The organism is Rhodococcus sp. NPDC127593 (assembly GCF_042671975.1).
Classification (GTDB): Bacteria; Actinomycetota; Actinomycetes; order Mycobacteriales; family Mycobacteriaceae; genus Rhodococcus_F.
Window position 1 is genome coordinate 62,310 of sequence record NZ_JBHXWI010000044.1, and the last position, 21,990, is coordinate 84,299.

Below are 21,990 nucleotides of genomic sequence, written 5' to 3' on the forward strand. Positions count from 1 at the left end.
TACTCAGACAATAATGAGCAAGCGCGTTCCTCACCACGTGGGGGTCAAACCTGCGACGCACGTCACAGTATCCTCTACGCAACCCCAATGACAGGAGCCACGATCCGTGAACGATCATTCCCGCGGTGACGCCGAGAACCCCGGCGCTTCGGGCACTTCCGCGGGCGAGCCCTCGGTTCGTCGCATCCGCAAGCGCACGAAGGTCCGCAGCAAGTCCTACAAGCGCAAGCGTGGCCTGATCACGGGCGGTTTCGTGGCCTTGCTGGTGGTGGTGGCACTGGGTCTGTGGCTCGGCTATTCGGCCAGGGAAGCGCGCGCGAATCTGTTCGAGGCGCGCAACCACGCACAGCTCGCGAAAGACGCGTTACTGGACGGTAATACAGAAGACGCGGAGCGGTCATCGGCCGACGCCGACAAGTACGCGAACCAGGCGTACGACTACACCCACAACGTCCCGTGGAGCGTCGCTTCCGCCATTCCGTGGCTGGGCAGCCCGCTCGAGACTTCGCAGCAGATCTCCGAAGTTGTGCGCGGCCTGACATCGGAAGTGCTCACACCCGCGGTGGCGGCCGGAACTTCTCTGGCGCCAAACCAACTCATCGCTTCCGGCGGCAAGGTGAATCTGCAGCCCCTACAGGACGCTGCACCCGTTCTGGATCAGACTGCCATCGCTGCGCAGCGTTGGGACGATAAGGCACAGGCTATCGACGAGCCGACATACTTGGCGTCGGTTTCCGATGCTCGTACACAACTACAGGACCAGCTTTCGGAGCTGTCGAAGCTCTTGGGGAATACCGCAATTGCTGCGAAGCTGGCCCCCGCAATGTTGGGCGCTGACGGCCCGCGCAACTACTTCATGGCCTTCCAAACCAACGCCGAAGCGCGCGGAACGGGTGGCCTGCTGGGTGGCTACGGTGTCATTCGCGCGAATGACGGTGTGGCACGGGTAGACACGCTGGGGCGGAACTCGGATCTGCCAATGAACAGTCAGCCGATCGATCTGGGTCCAGAATTTGCGGCACAGTACGGGCAGAGCCGACCAACCACCGACTTCCGTAACAGTAACTTGAGTTCACACTTTCCTTATGCGGCACAGATCTGGAAGTCACTGTGGGCGCAAGAATCCGGCGAGCAGGTGGACGGTGCGATCGCCACCGACCCGATAGCGCTCAGTTATGTGCTCGGCGCCATCGGCCCGGTCAAGATGCCGGACGGAGAGGTGATCAACGCCGACAACGTGGTGGAACTGACGGAGTCGACTGCCTACATCCGGTTCGCGGACGACAACAATGCACGTAAGCAGTATCTCCAGACGGTGGCGGCGCGGGTGATCGACAAGATGACCGGCCAGATCCAGTCGCCGCAGAAGCTACTGGATGCGCTGGGTCGCGCTGCGGGTGAGCGCCGAATTGCGGTGTGGAGCTCACACCCCGAGGACCAGGAAGTCCTCGCCGGCACACCGCTCGGACATGTGCTACCTGATGACGCAGCACCGTTTGCGGGTGTGCTGATCAACAATCAGGCCGGCAACAAGCTCGACTATTACCTGACTCGCGAGATCGACTACACGGCGGAGAGCTGCACGGAGGACACTCGACGTTCCACGGTGACCGTCAAACTGACGAATAACATTCCGGACGGCGATTTCCCCGAGTACGTGTCGGGGACGCACATCAACACACTGGGTGTGCCGATGGGAACCAACGTGTCAGCGGTATCCCTCGTCGCCACTCAGGGCGCTCAACTGCGGAATGTGACCATCGACGGCAAGCCGACGATGTTCCTTACCGGCCGGGAGCTGGGCCATCCAATGTTCGATGTGTTGGTTCCGGTGCTAAAGGGACGGACGACCGAGATCAAGTATCAGTTGACCGAGCCCTCCACGCCGGGCAAGGCGCGGGTGCCGTTGCAGCCGTTGGTGGATGATCCGACGGTGACGGTAAACGTGCCGAACTGCGGCACCTGATTCGGAGCTCTCCAAAACCTCTCGCACCGCCGCCACCGCCCTGGCTGTGGCGGCGGGCGGCGCTGATGAGCGCAGTTCTCTGCTGCCGTTGGTTTACAACGCTGACAGGCAGGTAATCGACCGCATAAGCGAGCAGGCGTACAACCGTGGCGTCTTCCTCGTTGGATGTTGATGCTGGCTGGTGGTGGACTGTCGATGGCGACGCGCGGGCCGGCATCGGCAGTATTGTCCTAGATAGATCCCGTTCGGATACCGCAAGAAATCCATGTCGTTCAGCACGGACCCTGTAGGAATGCCTTGACGAACCCCACCGACTGGTACAGGTACGTGTATCCCCATTGCGCGAAACTGAAGTCGTATTCCCGCGGAACGGGTCGCATGACGAGGTCCCCGTCGAAGCACTGCGAAAATATGTACCGAGCGCGCGGCAGGTGGTAGCGCCAGCTTATTACAAGGATGCTCTTCCAGCCATTCTGTACGGCCAGATTTCGGGTGAACAGTGCTTCGCCACGCGTGGTACTGGGATTGGGTCGCACACAGGTGACAGTGAAGCGGGGATCCGAGGTCGCACAGAAGCCAGGCATTTTCTTGTCGCGCACTCCGTGTGGATTCGAGAAGATGAGATTCCGTGAGATGCCCCGACTGGCCAACTCGATGCCATACTCTTCACGGCCGTCATGTTCCCCGCCGAGAACTACGATTGCATCTACGGGTTCGACTGCATCTACGCGGGATTTCGTGAAGGTAAAGTACCCCACCACGCCGACTCCTGCGATCGCGATAGCGATAGCACACACTGCACTGACGACTAGCACCCATAACCGCGACATGAAAACAGCCTAAGCAAATGCCAGAGCGTGAGCACATCCTGACTACTCAGTGTCCCTGATCTAATAGCTCCAGTAGATATGAGCCGTAGCCTGACTTCACCAACTTTTCAGCCCGCAACCTCAACTCGTTGTCGGAGATGAATCCCTGCCGCCAGGCAACTTCTTCTGGTGCGCCAATCTTCAGACCCTGCCGTTGTTCTATGGTGCGAACGTAATTGGACGCATCAAGAAGTGAATCAAACGTGCCGGTATCGAGCCATGCGGTGCCACGGTGCAGTACCTCAACATTCAGACGACCCTGCTCAAGGTAGGCACGGTTCACGTCGGTAATCTCGTACTCACCCCGATCCGACGGGCGAAGATTCTTCGCAATCTCCACCACATCGTTGTCGTAGAAGTACAAGCCAGGCACGGCATAGTTCGACTTGGGCGTGGCTGGTTTCTCCTCGAGGGAGAGCGCGCGGCCTCGGTCGTCAAACTCGACCACTCCATATGCGGACGAATCAGCAACCCAATACGCGAACACTGAGCCCCCGGCCAAATGGTCGAACCTGGAGAGCTGGTGCCCAAGCCCAGAGCCGTAGAAGATATTGTCGCCGAGCACCAACGCAGCAGAATCGCCACCGACATGATCAGCGCCGAGGACGAACGCCTGGGCAAGGCCGTTCGGCTCCTGTTGCACTGTATAGGTGATGCTGATCCCGAACTGGGATCCATCGCCGAGAAGCCGCTGGAATAGCTCTGCGTCGTGTGGCGTAGTGATGACCAGGATGTCGCGAATGCCCGCGAGCATCAGCGTGCTCAACGGGTAGTAGATCATCGGTTTGTCGTATACCGGAACGAGCTGCTTGCTGGTACCGATGGTGATCGGGTGAAGCCGTGTTCCCGAGCCACCTGCCAGGATGATGCCCTTCATATGGATACCGCCTTTCGAAGGTCGTCAGCCGAGAGCATTGATCCACTTCCGCACCTCGTCGTATTGGGGCAGAAGTCCTGCCCCCGCAGCTTCTGCCAGAGACGGTGCCGCGGTGTCCTTCTCGGAGAGTATCAATTCGAGTGTTGAACCCGACCGTGATGTGGTCGGCCAGTCGATACCCACCTCCGGGTCGAACGGATTGATTCCGTGTTCGCGACCGGGTTCATAACCGGACGAGCACAGGTATACCACCGTCGAGTTGTCCTCGAGAGACAGGAACGCGTGACCTAGTCCCTCGGACAGATAGATGGCGCGGCGATCTAAATCGTCGAGCAGCACCGAGTCCCAGACGCCAAAGGTGGGCGAGCCGCAACGAATATCGACCACCACGTCGAGTACCGCTCCCCTGGTACACGTCACGTATTTGGCCTGTCCCGGCGGCACGTCTGCAAAATGGATTCCGCGCAGGACGCCGGCAGCCGATACCGAGCAATTTGCCTGAGCAAGATTCAGCAGATGCCCCACAGCCTCAGCGAAGGTTGACTCCTTGAACCATTCGAAGAAGACACCGCGCTCATCACCAAACTGTCTCGGCGTCAACTCCCACGAACCGTCGACCGTCAACTCACGGACATCCATCTATGCCCCCTGGGCCTGATAGCGCGCCTCTACGGCGTCTTTGTCGCTCTCCCACCATGCGCGGTTCTCTCGATACCAGTCGATAGTTGCATGCAGACCCTCGCGAAAGTCGGTATAACGCGGTTGCCAGCCGAGTTCATCGCGCAGCGTCGACGAGTCGATGGCATACCGCAGATCGTGGCCAGCTCTATCGGTGACGTGCTCAAAGTCGTCCGGCTCTTTGCCCATTAGTTCCAGAATCATGCCAACGACCGACGCATTGTCGAATTCACCGTCCGCACCGATGAGGTATGTGCGGCCAATCTCGCCCGACTCGAGGATCCGCCACACTGCCGCGTTGTGATCCTCGACGTGAATCCAGTCCCGAACGTTCTTCCCCGTGCCGTAAAGCTTCGGACGAGCACCGCTCAGGATGTTCGTTATCTGGCGTGGAATGAACTTCTCGACGTGCTGATAAGGCCCATAGTTGTTCGAGCAGTTCGACAAAGTCGCGTAGACGCCATACGACCGCACCCAAGCGCGGACCAGCAAGTCCGAGGCCCCTTTTGTGGACGAGTATGGACTCGACGGGTTATAGGGAGTGCGCTCGGTGAACTTTGCGGGATCATCGAGCGCGAGATCGCCGTACACCTCGTCAGTAGACACATGGTGGTACCGCACACAGTGTTCGCGCACTGCCTGCAACAGTGTGTAGGTGCCGATGATGTTGGTGTGCAAGAACGGCCAGGGATCAGCGAGCGAGTTGTCGTTGTGTGACTCAGCAGCAAAATGCACTACGACATCCGACTCAGCTACCAACCGGTTGACGAGGCCGGCATCGGTGATATCGCCTCTGACGAACTCAATCGAGTTCTCGACGGCAGACAGCGACGACCGCGATCCCGCGTACGTCAGCGAATCAAGAACAGTGACGCGAACGCCCGGTCGATCCCGTGCGGTCGCGTGGACAAAGTTGGATCCAATGAATCCGGCACCGCCGGTGACGAGAATCTTCACTACGGTCGCCCAAGCCCACGATATGACCAACCTGCGCGTCGCCACTGTTGCGGGTCGAGACAGTTACGACCGTCGATCAAGACCTTTCTGCGCACCACAGCATCGAGGTCAGCTGGTTGGAGCTTGCTGAACTCCGACCACTCCGTCAGCACGAGAACAACATCGGCTCCTTCGCAGGCGTCCAACGCTGTGTCCGAATATCCAAGCGTCGGAAAGAGAGCACGTGAATTATCCATCGCCTTTGGGTCGTATACGTTGACAGCCGCACCTTGCAACTGAATCTGGCCCGCAACATTCAGCGCTGGCGAATCCCGCACATCATCAGAATCAGGCTTGAAGGCCGCACCGAGTACAGCGACGCGTGCTCCCAATAGGGAACCGCAGGATTCGCGGGCCAGCTCGACCATCCGAGTTCGGCGGCGCATGTTGATGTTGTCCACTTCTCGCAAGAACGTCAGTGCCTGGTCTGCCCCAAGTTCACCGGCACGAGCCATGAAGGCTCTGATGTCCTTGGGAAGACAGCCCCCTCCAAACCCCACACCTGCGTTGAGGAATCGACGACCGATGCGTACATCGTGCCCAATAGCGTCAGCGAGAACAGTGACATCCGCACCAGCAGCCTCGCACACTTCCGAGATAGCATTAATGAACGAAATCTTCGTCGCAAGAAAGGCATTTGCCGAGGCCTTGACTAACTCGGACGTTGCGAGATCCGTAACGAGGAACGGGATCTCCTCCGCAAGAAGTTTTGCATACACTTCACGAGCGACGTCCTCCGCGCGGCCCGGCCGAGTGCGATCAACTCCGAGGACCAAGCGGTCTGGGTGCAGAGTGTCATTAACAGCGTGTCCTTCACGCAGGAACTCCGGGTTCCAGGCAACCTCCACCGCATCACCCGCTGGAGACAACTCGCGTGCCCGCATAGCTAGTCGCCCAGCAGTCCCGACCGGAACCGTCGACTTACCAAAGATGACGGCAGGCTTCGTCAGAAGCGGCGACAACGTGTCGATCACGGCATCGACGTACTTTAGGTCCGCCGCAAACTCACCCTTCTTCTGCGGCGTCCCGACCCCGATGAAATGCACATCCGCGAAATCAGCTGCGTCTTCGTATGATGAAGTGAAACGCAGCCTTCCGGCGGAAAGGTTGCGCTGCAACACTTCTTCCAAACCTGGTTCGTAGAAGGGCACTTTGCCCGCTTCCAGTTTCGCCAGCTTGGCCGGGTCCACATCTACACCTACGACCTCATGCCCGAGATCCGCCATGCACGCGGCATGCGTGGCACCAAGGTAGCCGGTTCCGAATACCGAAATACGTGTCGACATATAGCTCACCTAAATTTCATCAGACGGCCGGATGGCTGTTCGAAAGATCACGATTGCTTCTCCACAATCGCACGAACCTTTCGGGCCGGGACTCCCGCGTAAACGTGATTAGGCTCGCAGTACCCAGTCACGACGCTACCTGCGCCGATAACACACCCTTCCCCCACCTCTGCACCCGGCAACAGCGTCACATTCCCTCCAAGCCAACTACCACGACCAACCCGAACGGCTTTGATCAGATGGTCCACCCCCCGCCGCCGCGAGGGTTCGCCGATGTTATGAGTAACAGTCAGAATGACCGACCGAGGGCCAATAGCCACATCCTCAGATATTACGACTTCTCCCGTAGCATCGATAAAGCACTCATAATTCAATACCGCACCCTTGAACACCTTCAAACCAGAACCACCCACAAAGAGACCAGGAGCAATGTAACTCTTCTGAACTTGAACCCCGAATAGCCTGAGAACCCTCCACCTGAGCGGGGATGGAATCAAGACGGAGGCCGCAATCCTATATCGAACAACGTCTCGCACGACGCGCGCGAGGTGTTTTCGGACAATTTCAATATCCATGGCTGGTTCCTGCTACTAGTTGGTAAATACCGTCGGGAAAAAATATCGCTACGCTAATACAACTTCCAATTATCGCGAACCTCGGCCGACCGCCATTTTCAGCCCATCGGTAAAACCAATACAAGATCTATAGGCCTTCCCAAATTTTCCCGTCGGCTCACCTAGTGCACGCCTGACCAGCTTCAGGGCCTCAAATAGTCGGAGAATCCCAAACAGATACCGAATCCCGAATAGCTCCCCCAGCACAATCACTCTATTTCGCTGCATGTAGTAGTGAAAGAGTTCGCTCCGCCCGACTTCGCTCGATGTCGCACCAACAGCATGCCAAACGCGGGCCTCGGGTACCAGCAGCATCTTCAGTCCAAGCGAATTTGCACGCACCGACAGGTCAGCATCCTCCCAGTACATGAATAGGTCCTCGCGGAAGCCCTCCAATAACCTCCACGCCCGTCCAGTGATCATAAGCGCGGCCGCCGTCAGGAAACTAAATTCCTCAGCAACGGCAGGAACCTCAGTCAGGTGTCGACTCCGCCCGTATGTCGCATCGAAGACGCCACCTGCAAACCACACTGCGTCGCCCGACGCGCCAGTAGTCAGAACCGGCGAAACTAGGTCAGCAGAGTACCTTTCCATTGCGTCCACCAACATTGTGGCCGCAAGTGGTTCTGGCCGCGTGTCGGGATTCAAAATCCATATACGCGCACCATCGTCGATAGAAAGCTTTCGCACCCCGCGATTAACGGCAGGACCGAAGCCAACATTCGATTCCAATGTCAATACTTCCGCCCCCGCTTCACACGCAAGACTTCTGATCCGCACTTCTTCCTGCGAATTCGCCGAGTTATCAACAATAATGACAGTGTTAAAATCAGCGACGCGTAAACTCGATAGGAGGTCGCCCACCAAGTCCGCGGAGAAGTAATTTACGATGACCGCGAACATTCTATCGGGGTCATGAGCGCTGACAGAAGCGTCAGACTTGGCGTCGGGCCTCTGCGCGCTCATCCGTACGTCCTCTCAATCAACTCTCTAACCGAACGACCCGCACGATCCGACAAATCGTGACTACGGTCCACGCGACGACTGCTAGGTGACTCCCGGTCATACATAAGAAAGCGATCGAGTATCCCCGACCCCGAAACAGGGGACTCGTCCTCGAACCCCCAAGTGTCCATGTAGGCAGTCAACTTTTTAATACCGTCGAGCGGGATCTGCCAAACTCCCGCAGCCATCGCTGTGACGTTCACGTGCAAACTCGACGCGACAACGCCGCGAGCGGAGGAAATTACACTAACAATTTCGTCAACGGACTCCGGGATTATCACGGTCGTCGGACATTCGAGTCTGCGCGATAGAAGCGTAAGACCCAATACGTCCGAGTGCGAGCCCGCCAATCCCACAGCGAGAAGATCGAGTCCCTCGCAACGCAATCCGATGTCGTTTAGTGCATTGATGGACTCTGCGCTGCAGCCCTCTGCCCACTGGCGAGACATCTGGACGACGACGCGACCTGAACTTGTACCCCGCGAAAGTGGGCTCTGAGCGCGTTGCCGCTCAAATCGCTTAAGTTCGAACAGCGTCGCCGCGGAGTCAGGAACGACGGGAAGTCCCAGTCCGTGGCACTGCGCAAGCTGGGCAGTTCGGTTGTCCCGCACTGAAGCGTACGACGATGCTCCAATGACTCGCCATAGTTCCGAGCGGGCTTCCTCACCCAACGCGACGGTGTGACTCGCGCCGACGGCGTTGTAACCGACCCTCTTGAGAACGTCGATCTCAGGAACAAATGGAAATCGCCACGTGCCGCCCATCGCTCGTCTAGCACAACTCTCCCGAGCGGACCTGGGAACCACTTTTCGCGCTCCCCGGACTAAGCGATCGCACGAGGAACTCTGGAGACTCGCCCACATACTAAACCAACCCGCACCAACTACTTCTCCGCCGCCAACGATCAGTTCGTGACTGCCTTTGCGTATTTCACGCTGGAGTTTCTGAGTTCGCGCGCCCCCATGCCTACCCATGTCGCCTGAACCCACGGTGCAGTGAACCAACACTTGCGACTCACGACTGAACTGAGGCCGTTGCTCGTAGAAATGATCTAATACGATAGGAAACAATAGGTCGCCATAATTGAACCTCTCATAAGCGCCTAGCGTTAGATGCGACATTCTTAGGCTCCCTCACCTAAATATAGCTCGAAATCAATTTCTGACTTTCTACATTTAACCGAGCCGTTACTGCTCCTCACGCCCCCTGCTAAGCAGAAGGCCGAGAGATTTCTTGAGCCCAGCGAGTGTTGGAATCCAGGCGCGCAGCGGAACGGAAAGAAACGCTGAGCCCAAGACTGCTGTCGTCAAGAATCCAGCGCTTGAGGCACATGCGGCGCCAATTAATCCGAACCGGTAACTCAGAACGAATAATAGTACAACGCCGACAGCAAATCCTACGTAGTGCGAAACGCTGGCTTTCAATGAGTCACCTGCAGCGATTAGATTCGACGTCAAAGTGTAGTTGCACATCACCAGCAGTCCGCCAAAACTTAATATCATTGCGGCAGGGACAGCCGGCTCAAACTCCTCACCGAAAGCCCAAGGCACGACAAATGGCGAGAGCGCACATATCGCGAAAGTGGATACGAAACCAACACTCACCGCAGCGCGTACCGAATCTGCACACTTCTCCCGGAAGGCAACACCATTCGAATTCGCATTCTCCTTGAACGTTCCGGAGCCAATGGCCTGTCCAATCGGAGCTGGCGCCAACGCTACGTTCAATGCAACAGAGTAATTTCCAAGCGCTGCACCGCCGATCACGGGCAATAGGATAAGCTGATTCAGCCGGTAGGATGCAATTTCGGATATCTGCGCACCTGCTGCGCGCAGGGAATCCAAGGCAATCTGCCCAAATTTCGCGCGCGAGCCGAACCATGAAATAGGGTTCACGATTGCGGTTGCGATGTAAGAGGCGAGAACAGAGATCACATACACTGCTATCGTAGACGTGATCGATATATGTTCGGTCGACATGAGAATCAATACAAGAACGAAATAGAGCAGCGGCTGCGAGACAGTTATGATTAGTATCTTTGCGAATGACCGCCTGACGACGAGGTAGCTGAGGAGACAGTTCCTTCCCACGACGCAAGGCGCCAGTGCAAGTCCGGCAATGAGCCAGTACTTTGCACCATCCGGAAGCCCCGACAACAGAGTGCCGCACATCACCACGCCAATGCCCGCACCTGGCACTAGCGACGTCAACGCTAGAATCTGACTACTTCGAACCACAGACTCAGGATCGACCTCCACGGCACACCGCCGACGCACAGTCCAGGGCAGTCCAAGAGCCAACGCGATCGGCACGATAGTGAGCGCTGTCACAGCGGCAGCGGTCAGTCCGCGGCCCTCCGCACCGATTGCCTGGGCAATGATTGGCGAAGTAAGTAGCGCCAATGCGGAGCCAATCAAGCGCGAGATAAGTAGACTTGCTGGAGCATTGAAGAACTCGGTAATCTTTCTCCGGCCGCGCCCAACTCCTGTAGCTGTGGACATTTTAGTCATCGCCATCCAACCGTGCGCGATACACAGTCTGTTGGTTTCGCCGCTGATTCCTTACATAACACACGCTCATTGTTAGTACGATCGAGATGCCAATGGCCGCCTCGACAATCAATAGACTGTCCAATGGCTGTCGAAATCTGGTACGTGTGAAGAATACAGCCATCACCGGCGCGTTCATGAAGAAAACGACAATCGCAAGCCATTCTGCACTCTTAATCTCTAGTTTCTTAGCACATGCAAGTCGGACTACGACAAATGAAATAATTATGCCGCCACAACCGGCAGCTACCCAGAACTGAATGGATTGTGGCGCGTCAACTCCACTATCGCTAACGGGAGAATTGTATGGTGAAAAATAGTTCAGCATTTTCGCCAGGTATAGAGTTGTCGCTTCGGCGGGATTTTCCCTAACCCAGTCAATTGCGATCTGGCCGAAGTAGTGATTACGCTCGATCTCGTTCATTCTCATAGCCGATGCAACGGCCTTCGCCTCGCCAATATCAACCGCCAAACCACTACTCGCCGTTGCGAGTGGGTTGTTGCCCAAGAGAAGATTAATCCCCGTCGAGGTACTCAAAGGTATCGGTTCACCGAATGTGAGGAGGTTTCTCAAAGACCAGATCCCGATAGGAATGCCTGACGCGACCACGCCCAGTCCTGCCTGCAGGAATCTACGTCGTCGACAGAGAACGAGCGATATCGCGCTTACAAATACGACTGCGGTCAGCGCAAGCGTAGGAACAGCAAGCGCCAATAATCCTGCTAAGAGACCCGCGAATACAACTCGACCCGCCACCTTGACCTTGTCGGGATCGGTCGCAACCGATAGATACATCGCCCACAGTGCTAACACACACGCGAGCGCGAGCGATTGCGGATAGAGAGTCGTTGCCGTGTAGAGATTCAGGGGGTAGAGGCCGACCATGACCGAGGCGATCACGCCGGCCATACTGCCACCAAGCTTGTTCCCGATATACCCGGCAAGAATGGAAGCAATGATCAACAGTGCCGGCGGCACTATGAAGAGAGCCGCCTCCGAAATTCCCAGGGCTCGGGCCCCAGCGATTACCAAAGGCCAACTTGGCGGCCGGTATGCCGTAGGGACGCCACTCAGTTGATAGCGTCCCTGCAATAGCCCCCGCCCGATCTCCAGGTATCCGCGCTCATCAAAATAACGAGTTCCCCTGTTCATGCGGAAGGTAACCGAGACGACGAGCAGAGCCACCGCAAAATTGGCAATGATTTGCGGACTACTGATGAATCCCTTGAAAGGTCCAGGCATTTTACTCGATGTGGGTGCCAACTGAACTACCTGTTTTTGATTCATTTCCACCGCCGTCGGGTGTCAGCGACTGCCTCGGAGGCGCGCAGGGACAATCCACAAGCAAGTAGACAACCGCCAAACGCAATGAAGCTGCGTGAGTACATCACAGGTGCCACGGCGCTGACTGTCAACAATGCTATAAATCCGCAAGCCATTGCTGGCCACATCTCGGAGAAGCCAGACGGCTCCTGGTTCCCCGCACGGACCATCCTTACTGCGCATATCAGGAAAGCAACCAGCAGCAGCAGTCCGCACACGATACCAAACTTCACGCCAAGAAGTGCGAAGTAGTTGTGCAGATATAACCGACCTTGATCACCGACAAACGGCTCATCCGCGATCCGCGGCCTGTAAAAGGCTCCGAAACCAGTGCCGAACAACGGATGTTGCAGAACATATGACCATGCTGCACGCATCTCGACGAAGCGCCAGCCCACCGACGGATCCGTCGCAATAACTTCCGGTGCGATTCCCGCAAGTACTCGGCCCGAGAAGGTATCAATGACATTCTTGAAGAGACCATACTGATACCCAATCCATACGGGAAGCCCCACCAGAACCGAGGTCGCCACGCCAAGCACTATAACTCGGCCCAGGCGGGTACCTCTCGTACTGCGATGGGGGATAAGCACCGAGAGAGTCAATGCGACGACGATTCCAACGATTGAATTCCTTGAATATGCCAATGTCGTCAAGAATACAGACGCCACAATCGCAAATTTCGTGTAGTTCCTGCCGATCAGATCAGATATCCTGTATCGAAGAATCCAGGAACTGCATAGGATACAGAAAGTTAGGAGCGCCAAGGGCACGGGCTCAGACTGAACACGCCTAGCGGCCAACAGAGTCCTCTCGCCGTTATAGTAGACAGCGTTCACTGCTCCCGCCTCATTACCAATAATCGGAATCGAGGTCAATTGGCTCATCGCGGCAAGCGCGGCCGTTATCCCGATCAACCAGATCATTGCTCTGCATCCAAAGCGGACCGATCTAGGATGGAGGAATATATACCTGCCAATAGCCATCCCCGCGAGCATATAGAGCATGGGTCGTGAATCCCGAATCACCCACGATACCGTCGCGCCGTTGACAATTCCGACGATCCCAGCAACTAGTGCGACCGACGCAACAAGACCTGCTGCAGGAGTACCGCGTATAACCTTAATCGACGCAATCGCGGCACCGAACAGCGCTAGATCTGCTAAATAGAGCGATCCGGGTCCTAGTTCGAGTTTCCACTCTGTATCATAGAGCGAGGGCAGTGCAGTCGAAATTAAGGCCAACCAAACGCATTTATCGCGGACTGTGGCGCCAGATGAGCGAGAGAGACCTCGGTGAGCTAGTTCGTCGGACAGCCTAATCTTCGCGCTAGCGTATTGGGTCATGACACACTTTCCTCGTACTGCCCGATCCAACCCGTTAACTCCGAGATCCTTGATTCCTGTTCGGCGTGGCGAGTGTGTGCCAGAGTGCGCATTTTTCTCACATATGTGTCATGGTTACTCAAGACAATCGCGACAGCTCGTGAAATCGATTCGGAAGTTGACTCAGCGTATTGCGCTGCATCACCAAAGTAGTCTCGTAGCTCCTTGAAGTTACTGGTGACTAGCGGCCGGCCCGCCGAAATCGCCTCGTACCCACCCCTCTGCATAGTGTGAGCCCTTGTCGTCAGTGCCACGACGACTGAAGCATTAGCCAACAATTCGCGATATTCCGAAACATTGACATACCCTGGAAACTGAATGTTGCCCGGCGCGCTCAGTCTCAATGACGTCGGCGGATTTCCTGTCAGAACCCAGCGGACCTCCGGAGTGATTCGTGCCGCCTCAATCAAGCTTTCAAGGGGTTCATCGTTTGCGTAACTCAATGGCACGAGAACATATGGGGAATTGCTTGTGAGCTCTTCGAATGCAGGCAGGGAAATGAGATCGTGCAAGACTATCGTCTGTGGAACACGGGATGTCGACATATCTTGAAGTGCGGAATTCGTTACTATCGCCACATTGCTGCGTCCGATCGCGGAGAGCGTATACCGGAGCGCCCAACGCCATTTTGGGTTTAGGAACACGCCGCTATGGAGGTCAGCAATAATCCGATAACCTAATACCAATGAGAGCACACGGACCGTGAGGAGCAATGGCAGTGGGGGGAGCATTACCGCAACGACTTTGGGACGATGACGAAGGATCATCCGCGCCGTCGATGCCGCCTGCATCACGTAGCGCAGTGCAGGGGGTCCCGTTCTACGATTGATGAAAACAGGGGCGAATCCGATCGAGTCCGCTAGGTCCTTACTTCGTCCGTGGTAATTGATCCAGCTGATGAACAGATTTGTCGGTCGACTATCCTTGGTCATTTCGCTTTTCCACCACCAAGCGCTGCGCTTCCAGAAGTACGCCACGGTCCGGCGTATCCAAGTCCAATCGGCATGCGAGTCCGCGACCGACCATTGCATCCGCGATCTGCTTTTGGTGATCATCAACGTGTTCGCCAGATGCCCTCTCACGAACTGCCAATACAGGCGCTATTCCTGCATCCAGGAGGGAGAGTATCGAACCCACGCCGGAATGTGTGATTACAACATCCGAAGATTTCGCGATCTGCATGAGTTCAGTGGCGCGAATCTCGGTATGGACCATGCCAGGCAAAGAGGTTCGCGCTGTCGCACCCAGTTGCCACACGACTTCGTCATTGGGTTCGATCATTTTGAGGACGGCGTCGACCGCGCGGTCGAATCTGTAAGGTTTTATTGTTCCCAATGTTACGAGAATCTTAATCGAATCATTCCGTTTATCCTGTTGACGTACGTCCCACGTCTCGAGAAGCGAGCCCAGATAGCGCCACTTTCGCGTTGACCACTCGCGATGTTGCGTGAATGTACTTACACCTGGAGCGATTCTCATTAGTCGTCCTGTCAGAGACGGCCCCTGCGTCCTGCTGACGCTTTCGACGTACAGGGTTTGGATGCCATGAGCTCGGGCCATAGGCAAGACAAACGCTGCGAGGCCGGCGCCGGTGCTCACACAGAAATCGAAGTCTCCGTTTACGATCATCGGACGTACTTTCCGTGCGGCATTAATAGCTCCACGCACGTCTCGTGGACTCACATAGTCCACAAAATGAACATTTCGTTCGGAGAGTAGGCTGCGCGATTGTTGGCTTTCGAACGTCACCCAGAGGGACGACTTATCATCATCCAAGCCCTCGGCGATGCGAACCAACTGCTCAAGATGGCCGCCTGTCGATGCAACCCACAACACCTTAGAACCTGGCGGTATGGTCGCGGCGAGCATGGTCTGCTCCGAATTCAATGCCATCCCCTTACGTGAGTGCCTGCCCTTGCGCCTTCCGAAGTGGCGGCTCGATCCAGACTTATTTTTTAGCAGCTATTAGTCGTGCCAGTGTTGACGTATTTGTTGATAAAGTTCAAACCCGGCAGTTCTGCAGAAACGGCCCTTAGATGTCTGGCACCGGCAGGTCAGCGCACAACTTTGACCTTGTAGTTTCGCCGGAGGTACTTCAAATCCCGTAATAGATTCACGTCAGCACGCTGGCGCAGGGTTGACTCGCACTAATTGCCGGGTACGCCAGTCATCCCTCGCCCTAATTGACCCTTCGCTTTCGTTATCTCGATTCCGTTGCGCTCCGAGCGCATCCAACTAGAGCGTGCGATCCCACACCACAGGCTTCGCGGATCCACACAATCGTACTTCCGAAAAGCGGACTCCGCGAATGGGATTGCTGATACCTCATTGGATCGATGCACCGAGGTGTGCCATCGAGCCCCTGCGACTGCCGTGCGGCATAATCTCGTCCATGGTCAAGAATCGACTCTCCGAGTCCAATCTGAAGGTTCACTCAAGGGTAGTTGTCATAACATCGCTCCTGCTGGCTGCGGCGATCGGATTCGGAGTCATTGCCGCGACGCGCCAGTCGGCTTCTACGGCAGGCGCAGATGCACCCGTAACGCACTCAAACTCCAATCACGTACGGCTTCGTGTTTCGTTCGTCGGCGATTCGTATACCAAGGGCGTCGGCGCCTCTGCCGAGACAGGCTATGCGAGCTTGCTGACTAACCAGTATTGCTGGAGCGTTCAGATCAACGGTCAAGCAGGTACTGGCTACGTCAACAAGGGTAGAGAGCCGAATCAGGAGTTTTCTCGCCGCATCCCGAGCGTGGCAAGCACCTCCCCCAACCTCATAATTGTTCAAGGGAGTACTAGCGATTCGGCCATGCCCAATGTTGAAGCGGCTGCCACCGAAACCCTTGTCGCACTCAAGGCGGCCGCTCCCGGTGCCGTCGTAGTGGCAGTCGGACCCACAGATCCACCGGCAGTGAATGATGCGCGAGCCGCTTCAACCCGAGACTCAGTACAAAGTGCGTCAATCGCTGCCGGTGCACGTTTTGTTGACCCGATCGCGCTTCACTGGCTGTCCGACCCGGCCCTGTACGCAACTGACGGTCTACATCCGAATCCCGCCGGTCATGCCGAATACGCACGGCTCTTGGCGCAACAGCTGGAAGCCCTCGGTTTACCAAACCTAGATAGTTGCCAAGCTGGTTAACATCGTGGGAGGACCATTCGTGCATATCGCAAGTCAACGAGGAGCCTTCGATCACCACCAAACTGAGTTGCGGGCCCGTCAATATGCACCTCCACCCGTAAGGACTGCCCTCATAGTCTTTCCAACGATCAGGATGTCTCCCATCATTGACCAGTTCTCCACGTACGAAAGGTCAAGACGGACAGTCTCTTCCCAAGACAGATCAGAACGTCCGCTCACCTGCCAGAGCCCCGTAATTCCCGGCTTTACAAGCATTCGGCGCCGAACCGTCCCGTCATAGGCGTCGACCTCACGACGCAAGGGCGGGCGCGGCCCGACCACACTCATCTCTCGGCGCAGTACGTTCACGAATTGCGGCAACTCGTCGAGGCTGTACTTGCGGAGGAACTTCCCCACCTTGGTCACCCGGGGATCCTCGCGCATCTTGAACAGCACGCCGGCGCCCTCGTTCGCCTTCATCAACGATTCCACCTGCTTGTCCGCGTCCGCGACCATGCTGCGGAACTTGAGCATGGGGAAAGGCCTGCCGTCCAGGCCCATGCGCTCCGACCTGTAGAAGACCGGGCCGTTGCTCGTCACCTTGATCGCAAGCGCAGCCGCCATCATCACGGGGCTTATTAGAACAAGCGCAATAGACGCGAACACGAAGTCGAAGGAGAGTTTCGAGAACTTCTGAGCGCCGTGGTATCGCGGCTTTTCCACATGAATGAGCGGTAGGCCCGCCACCGGTCGCATCGACAGGCGCGGACCGGAAATATCCATCATGCCCGGCGCGACTACCAGATCCACATGATGGGGTTCGAGGTCCCACGCAAGGGAACGCATACCCTCGTGCCCGAGGTGCTCTGTGGCGGTCACTGCAACGGTATCGGCGTGACAAAAACCCAAGGCGCGAACCACTTCACGCTCGTCACCGAACACGGGTATATCACGCTCCCCCACAACGATCTTGTCGTTGCGTGCGCCGGTGTGCCCTGGGATGCACATGCCAACCACCGTGTAACCGTCGGCCGTGCCGCGCTCGAACGATTCGGCCAAACTGCGCACCGCACGTTCACCGCCCACCACGAGCACTGAGGTTTGAAATTCGCCGCGGGACCGCTTGCGGGCGATCACCCGACGCCACACCCACCGGCTAATCAGAAGACCAGCCAGCCCCACTGGGAAGGCAATCGCGAGATACAGGCGAGCAAGGTCAAGACGGAATAGGAGCGAGACAATGGCGATGAGGCCGAAAAGCCTGACGGCGGAGACGAAGATTCGCCGGTACTCGTCCGGGCCGCTACCAATCACACGAACCGTGCGGGTCCGAAAGATGATGAGCGTGGCGAGCCAAGACACCACGAGCAGAGCAGACACCAGCGCATAGCTGAGGGTTTGTGGGAAGACAGAGGTATGCAGGACGCCGCTGTCTCCGAACCGCACCCACTGCGCGAGGGCTACCGCGGCGATCACGATCAGCGTGTCCGAGACCCACAACCGCCGGATGTACGCGGCCTGCCACGCACGCCTGCCGCTGAGCCGGCCGTCGAGACCCGATGCGGGCGTGGTGCTCCCATCAGGGGTTGCCGAGTCGAGCGAAACACCGAACGACGTCACCATTGAGCCTTCCAACTAGGACCAAAGAGCTAGCGAGCGTCACTGTCTCGCGACCTGCGTGGCGGTAGAGGAAGTCCGCCCCCTGAGTTTTGCTGCCAGCTAATAATCGCACCAGTGGCCGTCTCGTTACACTCGAGACGCCCCGGAGTGATGCGACTCACATCGCCGATTTTTCCTCAGAGAGAGGGACTTTCGACCCTGGTCAACCAGAGGATCTGTGCTTAGAGTGACGCGCTCGGAGACCAGTCCGCAGGCAGACCTCAGCCCCGACTGGTGGCACCTTTTCCGATCGTCGAGTATTTTGCGCACTTCATACTGGACAGTAACAACGCGGCAACGTTGCTCTGACCAGCACCAGGCCCGCCGAGACGCAAAGGTGAACGATCGGACCATCGCTCTAGCCCTTGACCCTCTGCTCCAGCCACGTCCGCAGGTCCGCCCCATATTCGGGATGACTGAGCGCCAGGTCAACCGAAGCGCGGAGGAACCCGCCGGGATTGCCGAGATCGTGTCGAGGACCGCGATGAACCACCACGTGTACGGGATGACCCTCCGCGATCAACAGGGCGATCGCGTCGGTCAATTGCAACTCGCCGGCCGCTCCCGGCCGAATTCGTCGGAGCGCATCAAAGATCGCCCGGTCCAAGAGATAACGGCCGGCGGCTGCGAGTGTCGACGGTGCGTCCTCGAGTTTCGGCTTCTCCACCATGCCTTTCACCCTCAGTACGTTCGGATTCACGGCATCGGGAACCGTCTCGACGTCGAAGACTCCATATGCGCTCACTTCCTCTTTGGGGGCGTCGATGGCACACAACACCGTTCCGCCACGCTTGGCTCGCACGCGCGACATGACGTCGAGCACGCCGTTCGGCAGTACCAAGTCGTCCGGCAGCAGAACCGCGATCGCATCCTCGTCGTCGCCCAACGCCGCTTCAGCACAACCAACCGCGTGGCCGAGCCCCAGCGGTTGTTGCTGGACTACCGACTCCACTGCGAGGAGACCCGGCGCCCTGCGGACCTTCTCCAGCAGCGTGTGTTTACCCCTGGCAGCAAGGTTGTTTTCCAACACCAGGTCTTCGACGAAGTGCGCCACCACGCCGTCTTTGCCCGGCGCAGTCACGATGACCAGCCGCGAGGCCCCCGACTCGGCAGCCTCGCCGGCCACCAACTCGATCCCGGGCGTATCCACCACAGGAAGTAGCTCCTTGGGGACCGTCTTTGTCGCCGGCAGAAATCGCGTACCCATTCCCGCTGCCGGCACCACAGCCGTCCGAAATGCAGTCGAATCCAAATCCCCCATGGCTATAGCCCTTCTCGAAGAACCCAATGTGATGCAGTGTCACGACCCGTGCGGGTGGGCCGACCCGTTGCACTGGTCAGTTGTCCAGGTCTATCGGATGCATGTGAGCGAAGACCCGTTGGCGGCGTGGGGAGTCCGCATCACCCGGTGCCGATCGTGGCGACGAAAACCTGTGCGTGCTGCTGTGACGGCACGAGGGTCACGGCTGGGTTCGATGCCGGCAACCACGCCGAATGTCCCGCACGCAGCTCAAGCGAGGCGCCCGGGGACGAGAGGACGGTCGATCCCGCTGTGCAGAGAACGATCCGTGGGTCCCCGGCGGGGAGGGTCACTGTGGATGACGACGCTCCACTGCTGCTCGTGTCGAGGTGCAGCCGGGTGAGCTCGAATTCTGTCTCCGGCGTGCGGTACAGGCGTCTGTTGTCACGACTATCACCGTCCGCGCGCACCACCGGCATGGACCCCCGCCGAAAATCGAGGACTTTCAGCAGCTCTGGCACGTCAACGTGCTTGGGGGTCAAACCGCCACGAAGCACATTGTCCGAGTTGGCCATGATCTCGACGGCCGCGCCTCGAAGGTATGCGTGAAGATTTCCGGCCGCGAGAAACAGCCCCTCCCCCGGCTCGAGCGTGATCCGATTGAGCAGCAGCGAGATCAACACACCAGGGTCCTTCGGATACTTGCTCCCCAGGTCGAGCGCGGTCTGCGCCTCAGCCGCGAACTCCCCCACCACGCCGTCGGGCTCCGTACACAGGTACCGCTGGCAGGCCTCGACCACACCACCGATCAGCATCGCGGAGTGCTCGTCGCGCGTGATCCACTGCATGAACAGTTCCCGCACACCCGACGAGTTGGCCTGAGCTGCCAATAGCTCCACACACCGGTCCAACTCCGCGACACCCAGTGCGCGCAACAGCTCGACCGTTCGCCGCACGTCGCGGAAGCCGGCGAGCGCCTCGAATCTCGTCAGCGCAACCACAAGCTCCGGTTTGTGGTTGTCGTCCCGGTAGTTGCGGACAGGCGAGTCCAGCGGAACACCGTCTAGGTTTTCGCATTCGAATCCGTCGCGTGCCTGCACCAAGTTCGGGTGCGCCTGCAACGACAGAGGTTCATCCGCGGCGAGAACCCTAAGCAGAAACGGAAGTCGACCCCCGAATCGCGACGCGTTGGTGTCCCCCAGTTGCCCCTTCGGGTCGGCCGAAATCACGTCGAGCAGTGACTCGCCGGAGCCCGCGTCGTCCACACGCGCCGGGTCTGCCGGATGCGCTCCGAGCCAGAGTCCGGCTTCGGGCCGATCGGACGGCGAGAATCGTCCCGTGAGCTCCGCCAGCACAGTGTGGGAGCCCCAGTCATACGACCGGATTGCGCCATTAAGTCGTTTCATCGGTCACCGACGGTTACCCGTGCGCCGAGCACCGTGCCGCCGATCAACACCGCCCCCGGGGCCACCGTGGCGGTCGGATCGACGAGCGACTCGCCGCGCGCACCGCTCAGCGCGGGCGACGGCGCGATTCCGCGAACCAAATCCGCCGATCCGGCGACGAAATCGTCAACCGTCCCCATGTCTCGCCAGTAGGCGGAATCGATATGGCCGAATACCCGCGTCCCGCCGGACAGCAACGCGGGAAACACCTCGCGTTCCACCGACACTGGACGGCCGGAGGGGATCTTCTCAATCCACTCCCGCTGGAAGACGTAACAGCCGGCGTTGATCTGGTCGGTCGGTGGATCCTGCGTCTTCTCGAGGAACGCGGTGACCCGGCCATTCGAGTCCGTCTGCACGCAGCCGAACGGGCGCGGATCGCTCACCCGCACCAAGTGCAGCGTCACGTCGGCTTCTGCGTCGGCGTGCGTCTGCAGAACGGCTCGACGTCGGTGCCCCCGAGCACATCACCGTTGAACACCACGACGGTGTCGGCACGCAGATGGGGCAAGACATGCCGGATGGCTCCCCCGGCGCCGAGCGGCTCGTCCTCGGTCACGTACTCGATCTCCAGCCCGAGCTCGTCACCCGTGCCGAAATGCTGTTCGAAGACTTCTGCTTTGAACGACGTTCCGAGCACCACGTGGGTCAAACCTGCGTGATTGATGCGACACAGCAGATGAGTCAGGAACGGCACTCCAGCGGTCGGCAGCATCGGCTTGGGCGCACACAGCGTCAACGGCCGCAGCCGGGTGCCCATACCGCCGACCAGAATGACCGCGTCCGGCGCAGATTCGATCCTCATGTTCGACATCCCCCTCCATGTCCGATCACGTTGGAATGATTGAAACCCGATCGCGGTTCGCGCACCACTCGACTTCGCCCGGAGTTGCAGCGTGATCGCACGCTATCTGTGACGGCCAGATACATTGATTTGCACCGGAACTCACTACGTTCGACGCCAGGGTTCCTCACC

General features: G+C 58.0%; 18 protein-coding genes and 1 pseudogene. 2 read left to right on the plus strand and 17 right to left on the minus strand.

What is annotated here, in order from left to right; translation table 11 throughout:
- Nucleotides 1-106: 106 nt before the first annotated feature.
- The gene (locus ACFVJ3_RS33870) at nucleotides 107-1,966 is read left to right on the plus strand and encodes a DUF4012 domain-containing protein (protein ID WP_378456217.1); all 1,860 of its coding nucleotides are present in this window, start codon (nucleotides 107-109) and stop codon (nucleotides 1,964-1,966) included.
- Nucleotides 1,967-2,238: 272 nt separating this feature from the next.
- Here the strand turns inward: ACFVJ3_RS33870 and ACFVJ3_RS33875 are convergent, their stop codons facing one another.
- The 13 genes from ACFVJ3_RS33875 to ACFVJ3_RS33935 form a co-directional block, all read right to left on the minus strand.
- Complete coding sequence (locus tag ACFVJ3_RS33875) at nucleotides 2,239-2,796, minus strand: YdcF family protein (RefSeq protein WP_378456218.1); 558 nt, start codon at nucleotides 2,794-2,796, stop codon at nucleotides 2,239-2,241.
- A 46-nt stretch (nucleotides 2,797-2,842) separates the two neighbouring features.
- Complete coding sequence (rfbA, locus tag ACFVJ3_RS33880; RefSeq protein WP_378456219.1) at nucleotides 2,843-3,712, minus strand: glucose-1-phosphate thymidylyltransferase RfbA; 870 nt, start codon at nucleotides 3,710-3,712, stop codon at nucleotides 2,843-2,845.
- A 24-nt stretch (nucleotides 3,713-3,736) separates the two neighbouring features.
- A complete protein-coding gene (gene rfbC, locus ACFVJ3_RS33885) occupies nucleotides 3,737-4,351 on the minus strand; it encodes a dTDP-4-dehydrorhamnose 3,5-epimerase (RefSeq protein ID WP_378456220.1) in 615 nt (204 codons plus the stop codon).
- On the minus strand, nucleotides 4,352-5,347 hold the full coding sequence (gene rfbB / locus ACFVJ3_RS33890) for a dTDP-glucose 4,6-dehydratase (RefSeq protein ID WP_378456221.1): 996 nt from the start codon (nucleotides 5,345-5,347) through the stop codon (nucleotides 4,352-4,354).
- Nucleotides 5,347-6,672, minus strand: coding sequence for a UDP-glucose dehydrogenase family protein (locus tag ACFVJ3_RS33895; RefSeq protein ID WP_378456222.1), 1,326 nt, complete (start codon nucleotides 6,670-6,672; stop codon nucleotides 5,347-5,349). The genes rfbB and ACFVJ3_RS33895 overlap by 1 nt, the downstream gene beginning before the upstream one ends.
- A gap of 47 nt (nucleotides 6,673-6,719) precedes the next feature.
- Nucleotides 6,720-7,247 (minus strand): acyltransferase, encoded by a 528-nt coding sequence (locus ACFVJ3_RS33900; protein WP_378456223.1) that lies wholly within the window; start codon nucleotides 7,245-7,247, stop codon nucleotides 6,720-6,722.
- A 69-nt stretch (nucleotides 7,248-7,316) separates the two neighbouring features.
- The gene (locus ACFVJ3_RS33905; RefSeq protein ID WP_378456224.1) at nucleotides 7,317-8,252 is read right to left on the minus strand and encodes a glycosyltransferase; all 936 of its coding nucleotides are present in this window, start codon (nucleotides 8,250-8,252) and stop codon (nucleotides 7,317-7,319) included.
- Nucleotides 8,249-9,412, minus strand: a complete 1,164-nt coding sequence (locus ACFVJ3_RS33910) for a polysaccharide pyruvyl transferase family protein (protein ID WP_378456225.1) — start codon at nucleotides 9,410-9,412, stop codon at nucleotides 8,249-8,251. The genes ACFVJ3_RS33905 and ACFVJ3_RS33910 overlap by 4 nt, the downstream gene beginning before the upstream one ends.
- Nucleotides 9,413-9,478: 66 nt before the next feature.
- A complete protein-coding gene (locus ACFVJ3_RS33915) occupies nucleotides 9,479-10,792 on the minus strand; it encodes a lipopolysaccharide biosynthesis protein (RefSeq protein ID WP_378456226.1) in 1,314 nt (437 codons plus the stop codon).
- A gap of 1 nt (nucleotide 10,793) precedes the next feature.
- A complete protein-coding gene (locus ACFVJ3_RS33920; RefSeq protein ID WP_378456227.1) occupies nucleotides 10,794-12,134 on the minus strand; it encodes a hypothetical protein in 1,341 nt (446 codons plus the stop codon).
- The gene (locus ACFVJ3_RS33925) at nucleotides 12,125-13,510 is read right to left on the minus strand and encodes an O-antigen ligase family protein (RefSeq protein WP_378456228.1); all 1,386 of its coding nucleotides are present in this window, start codon (nucleotides 13,508-13,510) and stop codon (nucleotides 12,125-12,127) included. The genes ACFVJ3_RS33920 and ACFVJ3_RS33925 overlap by 10 nt, the downstream gene beginning before the upstream one ends.
- The gene (locus ACFVJ3_RS33930) at nucleotides 13,507-14,481 is read right to left on the minus strand and encodes a glycosyltransferase (protein ID WP_378456229.1); all 975 of its coding nucleotides are present in this window, start codon (nucleotides 14,479-14,481) and stop codon (nucleotides 13,507-13,509) included. The genes ACFVJ3_RS33925 and ACFVJ3_RS33930 overlap by 4 nt, the downstream gene beginning before the upstream one ends.
- Nucleotides 14,468-15,442, minus strand: a complete 975-nt coding sequence (locus ACFVJ3_RS33935; protein WP_378456230.1) for a glycosyltransferase — start codon at nucleotides 15,440-15,442, stop codon at nucleotides 14,468-14,470. Before ACFVJ3_RS33935 ends, ACFVJ3_RS33930 begins: the two co-directional genes overlap by 14 nt.
- 499 nt (nucleotides 15,443-15,941) lie before the next feature.
- Here ACFVJ3_RS33935 and ACFVJ3_RS33940 point away from each other — a divergent pair, with 499 nt between their 5' ends.
- Nucleotides 15,942-16,691, plus strand: a complete 750-nt coding sequence (locus ACFVJ3_RS33940) for an SGNH/GDSL hydrolase family protein (protein WP_378456231.1) — start codon at nucleotides 15,942-15,944, stop codon at nucleotides 16,689-16,691.
- A gap of 78 nt (nucleotides 16,692-16,769) precedes the next feature.
- On the opposite strand, the gene ACFVJ3_RS33945 is transcribed toward ACFVJ3_RS33940, so the two are convergent.
- The 4 genes and pseudogenes from ACFVJ3_RS33945 to ACFVJ3_RS33960 form a co-directional block, all read right to left on the minus strand.
- The gene (locus ACFVJ3_RS33945; protein ID WP_378456232.1) at nucleotides 16,770-18,293 is read right to left on the minus strand and encodes a sugar transferase; all 1,524 of its coding nucleotides are present in this window, start codon (nucleotides 18,291-18,293) and stop codon (nucleotides 16,770-16,772) included.
- Between the two features lie 394 nt (nucleotides 18,294-18,687).
- A complete protein-coding gene (locus ACFVJ3_RS33950) occupies nucleotides 18,688-19,590 on the minus strand; it encodes a UTP--glucose-1-phosphate uridylyltransferase (RefSeq protein WP_378456233.1) in 903 nt (300 codons plus the stop codon).
- A 140-nt stretch (nucleotides 19,591-19,730) separates the two neighbouring features.
- A complete protein-coding gene (gene manA / locus ACFVJ3_RS33955; RefSeq protein ID WP_378456234.1) occupies nucleotides 19,731-20,975 on the minus strand; it encodes a mannose-6-phosphate isomerase, class I in 1,245 nt (414 codons plus the stop codon).
- Nucleotides 20,972-21,828: pseudogene (locus ACFVJ3_RS33960) on the minus strand (NDP-sugar synthase). The gene manA and the pseudogene ACFVJ3_RS33960 overlap by 4 nt, the downstream one beginning before the upstream one ends.
- Between the last annotated feature and the right edge of the window lie 162 nt (nucleotides 21,829-21,990).

Excerpts from the sequence above, each read along its gene's own strand:
- ACFVJ3_RS33875 (WP_378456218.1), bottom strand. The coding sequence starts at position 2,796 with ATGTCGCGGTTATGGGTGCTAGTCGTCAGTGCAGTGTGTGCTATCGCT.
- rfbA (WP_378456219.1), bottom strand. The coding sequence starts at position 3,712 with ATGAAGGGCATCATCCTGGCAGGTGGCTCGGGAACACGGCTTCACCCG.
- rfbC (WP_378456220.1), bottom strand. The coding sequence starts at position 4,351 with ATGGATGTCCGTGAGTTGACGGTCGACGGTTCGTGGGAGTTGACGCCG.
- ACFVJ3_RS33895 (WP_378456222.1), bottom strand. The coding sequence starts at position 6,672 with ATGTCGACACGTATTTCGGTATTCGGAACCGGCTACCTTGGTGCCACG.
- ACFVJ3_RS33900 (WP_378456223.1), bottom strand. The coding sequence starts at position 7,247 with ATGGATATTGAAATTGTCCGAAAACACCTCGCGCGCGTCGTGCGAGAC.
- ACFVJ3_RS33905 (WP_378456224.1), bottom strand. The coding sequence starts at position 8,252 with ATGAGCGCGCAGAGGCCCGACGCCAAGTCTGACGCTTCTGTCAGCGCT.
- ACFVJ3_RS33910 (WP_378456225.1), bottom strand. The coding sequence starts at position 9,412 with ATGTCGCATCTAACGCTAGGCGCTTATGAGAGGTTCAATTATGGCGAC.
- ACFVJ3_RS33915 (WP_378456226.1), bottom strand. The coding sequence starts at position 10,792 with ATGTCCACAGCTACAGGAGTTGGGCGCGGCCGGAGAAAGATTACCGAG.
- ACFVJ3_RS33925 (WP_378456228.1), bottom strand. The coding sequence starts at position 13,510 with ATGACCCAATACGCTAGCGCGAAGATTAGGCTGTCCGACGAACTAGCT.
- ACFVJ3_RS33930 (WP_378456229.1), bottom strand. The coding sequence starts at position 14,481 with ATGACCAAGGATAGTCGACCGACAAATCTGTTCATCAGCTGGATCAAT.
- ACFVJ3_RS33935 (WP_378456230.1), bottom strand. The coding sequence starts at position 15,442 with ATGGCATTGAATTCGGAGCAGACCATGCTCGCCGCGACCATACCGCCA.
- ACFVJ3_RS33940 (WP_378456231.1), top strand. The coding sequence starts at position 15,942 with ATGGTCAAGAATCGACTCTCCGAGTCCAATCTGAAGGTTCACTCAAGG.
- ACFVJ3_RS33945 (WP_378456232.1), bottom strand. The coding sequence starts at position 18,293 with ATGGTGACGTCGTTCGGTGTTTCGCTCGACTCGGCAACCCCTGATGGG.
- ACFVJ3_RS33950 (WP_378456233.1), bottom strand. The coding sequence starts at position 19,590 with ATGGGGGATTTGGATTCGACTGCATTTCGGACGGCTGTGGTGCCGGCA.
- manA (WP_378456234.1), bottom strand. The coding sequence starts at position 20,975 with ATGAAACGACTTAATGGCGCAATCCGGTCGTATGACTGGGGCTCCCAC.